The sequence below is a fragment of the uncultured Candidatus Puniceispirillum sp. genome (genome assembly GCF_963979125.1).
GTDB lineage: Bacteria > Pseudomonadota > Alphaproteobacteria > Puniceispirillales > Puniceispirillaceae > Puniceispirillum.
The window spans coordinates 1-3,266 of the sequence record NZ_CAXBVX010000149.1; the positions used below are offsets into that span (position 1 = coordinate 1).

The 3,266-nt window shown below is 48.9% G+C and carries 2 protein-coding genes and 1 pseudogene; 2 read left to right on the plus strand and 1 reads right to left on the minus strand.

Going from position 1 to position 3,266, the window contains the following annotated elements; all coding sequences use genetic code 11:
* Positions 1-396: pseudogene (locus ABNT28_RS10500) on the minus strand (formimidoylglutamate deiminase); the annotation flags it as partial.
* A gap of 72 nt (positions 397-468) precedes the next feature.
* Here ABNT28_RS10500 and hutI point away from each other — a divergent pair.
* Positions 469-1,692, plus strand: a complete 1,224-nt coding sequence (hutI, locus tag ABNT28_RS10505; protein WP_348721561.1) for an imidazolonepropionase — start codon at positions 469-471, stop codon at positions 1,690-1,692.
* Positions 1,689-3,230: a histidine ammonia-lyase gene (gene hutH / locus ABNT28_RS10510; RefSeq protein ID WP_348721562.1), complete on the plus strand. Its 1,542-nt coding sequence runs from the start codon at positions 1,689-1,691 to the stop codon at positions 3,228-3,230. Before hutI ends, hutH begins: the two co-directional genes overlap by 4 nt.
* The last annotated feature ends 36 nt before the right edge of the window (positions 3,231-3,266 follow it).

Sequence of the window (3,266 nt, forward strand, 5' to 3'; positions counted from 1 at the left end):
GTAAGGCGTTCCATCCGGACTGTGATGTAAATAATGGAATTCAACATTAGTGGCATAGCCAGATTCCAGCATTTTCATCTGAACAAAGCTGGTAATTGATTCGATATGGTCAGGGGTGAGTTGATCAAGAAACCGGAACATCAAATCACGCCACGTCCAGAAGCTGTCTTGTGGATTGTCTCCGCGGCGTTCGGTGAGTCCAGCCATTGCATGCTGAAACGCATGGCTATGTGCATTTACCGGTGCGGGCAGTAGGTAGGCGACATGCGTGTCGGCTGGTACATCAGGCTGTTGAGTTGAAACTTTTGATATGCGCCCATGATTGTCAATCTCAACGCTCACATCATTGTGCCAGCCATCCGGCAGAAGTGCAGAACGGGCTTGAATTGTGATCATATCTAAATCCTATTGACATATTATTATGTATGTACATATAAAAGAAAATAGAGATATTATCAAGGCTCAGACATGAATTTACTAATAACGAATGCGGTGTTGGCAACACTGGATGAGCCACAAGCAACTAATTCGGATAAATCTGACTACAGCCTGATTTATGATGGATACCTGTCAGTTACCGATGGTATTATCACTGGGCTTGGCCCTATGTCTGTAGCGCCAAAAGCTAACTCTGCCAGCAATGTTGTCAACGCAGAAGGCAAGCTTCTGACGCCAGCGCTGATCGATTGTCATACACATATAGTGCATGGCGGACATCGTGCTAATGAATTTGAATTACGCCTGAATGGGGCAAGCTATGCCGAGGTGGCAAAAGCAGGTGGTGGAATCGTTTCAACTGTTGCGGCCACCCGCAACATGTCGGAGAAAGAGCTTGTCTCTGCCGCTTTGCCACGTGTTGACACTTTGCTTTCGGAAGGGGTAAGCCTGATAGAAATAAAATCAGGCTATGGACTGGATGTTGAAACTGAGCTTCGGATGTTGCGGGCGGGACGCGCAATTGCCGATCAGCGGCCAGTTCGGGTCGTGACCAGTTTTTTGGGCGCCCATGCCCTGCCTCATGAGTATAAAGATGATGCAGACAAATATATTGATGATATCTGCATTCCGGCAATACAAAAGGGACATGCTGAAGGGCTGATCGATGCTGTTGATGGTTTTTGCGAAACTATAGCTTTCAATACTGACCAGATAGAGCGCGTCTTTGTGGCAGCTAGTGCGCTTGGTTTGCCAGTAAAACTTCATGCCGAACAACTTTCGAGATATGGGGGTAGCTTGCTTGCAGCCCGCTTTAAAGCATTGTCGGTTGATCATGTCGAATATGCCAATGAAGAGGATGCCCGTGCACTAGGCGATTCCAATACGGTTGCGGTGCTGTTGCCTGGTGCGTTCTATACCTTGCGCGAAACACAGCAACCGCCGATAGATTTATTCCGTCAAAATGGCGTGCCGATGGCACTTGCTACTGACGCCAATCCGGGATCATCTCCTTTGACTTCGCTTCTGCTGGCAATGAATATGGGGTGTACCTTGTTTCGTATGACGCCGGCAGAGGCATTGACGGGGGTAACCAGAAATGCTGCTAAGGCTCTTGGCCTAAAAGACACGGGCATGTTACGCCCCGGTATGCGCGCTGATCTGGCTTTATGGAATGTAACTCATCCTGCTGAACTAGCCTATCGGATTGGATTCAATCCTCTTTCTATGCGCATTTTTGGAGGCCAGATCATATGAAAATGTCGTTGATACCAGGCGAAGTCAGCCTTGCGCAGTTCGAAGGTATCTGGCGTGGTAATGACCAGATCGAATTACATGCTAATGTTCGAAGCGCGATTGATACTGCTGCGTCGCTGGTTCATGATGCGGCAAACGGTGATGTAGCTGTTTATGGGGTGAATACTGGCTTTGGTAAGCTAGCCAATGTCGCTATCGATCCGGAAAAAATGACAAAGCTACAACGCAATCTAATCTTGTCGCATTGTTGCGGGGTTGGCGAAGCACTGGACACTCAAACAACACGGTTGATGATGGTGTTAAAATTGCTGTCACTTGGACGCGGTGCATCAGGCGTTGTCTGGGAAACGGTAGATCTGATCGTTGGAATGGTGAATAAGGGTGTGATGCCGGTTATTCCGGTTCAAGGCTCAGTTGGCGCTTCTGGCGATCTTGCCCCTCTGGCACATATGGCTGCTGTGATGATTGGCGAAGGCGAAGCTTGCTATAAAGGTACCGTCATGCAAGGCGGCGAGGCACTTGCCAAGGCTGGATTGGTGCCGGTTATATTAGCGCCAAAAGAAGGTCTGGCATTAATTAATGGCACCCAGTTTTCTACGGCCTGTGCTTTGGCTGCATTGTTTAACGCATGGCGTAATGCGAGTGCAAGTGTTGTGACAGCTGCTTTGACGACAGATGCCATAATGGGATCAACAGCACCGCTTGTTGATGAAATACATACGCTTCGTGGTCATCCGGGACAGATTGCTGTTGCCCGCGGCCAGCGCGCTATCATGCAAGGATCAGAAATCCGCGAAAGCCACCGTGATGACGATACCCGTGTTCAGGATCCATATTGTATTCGTTGTCAGCCCCAAGTGACTGGCGCGGCTATGGATTTGCTGCATTATGCCGGTCGTACCCTAACCATCGAAGCAAATGCTGTTACCGATAACCCGCTTGTGCTTGTAAATGAGGGACGAATTGTATCAGGCGGCAATTTTCACGCTGAGCCAGTTGCCTTTGCCGCCGACCAGATTGCCCTTGCGCTTGCCGAAATTGGTGCCATTGCCCAGCGGCGCGTGGCCTTGATGGTTGATCCTAGTCTTAGTTTTGATCTGCCACCGTTTCTGACTGCGGATCCCGGATTGAATTCGGGTTTCATGATTGCCGAGGTCACGACTGCGGCGTTAATGAGCGAGAACAAGCATCTTGCAAATCCCTGTTCAACAGACAGCACCCCTACGTCGGCAAATCAAGAGGATCATGTCAGTATGGCAGCCCATGCGGCGCGGCGACTGATGCGAATGAATAGTAATCTAAATGTCATTCTTGGGATTGAATTAGTTTGTGCCGTGCAGGGCGTAGAATTTCGTGAGCCGTTGAAGACTAGCTTGCCATTGCAAAAGGTGATTACAACGATGCGAGAAACAGTCGCGCCTCTGGCAGAGGATCGCTATATGGCAAATGACCTAGAGGTAGCAGCTTCAATGATAGCAGATGGTGAACTTTTAACGGGATTTGACTTGCCTGAATATATTCTGGGGCAAACAAAATAATAAACTAAGGGAGCAGGTGATGCAGGATTCTAGACA

What these genes read in the sequence shown, in the direction of transcription:
- hutI (WP_348721561.1), top strand. Translation starts at nt 469, where the DNA reads ATGAATTTACTAATAACGAATGCGGTGTTGGCAACACTGGATGAGCCA.
- hutH (WP_348721562.1), top strand. Translation starts at nt 1,689, where the DNA reads ATGAAAATGTCGTTGATACCAGGCGAAGTCAGCCTTGCGCAGTTCGAA.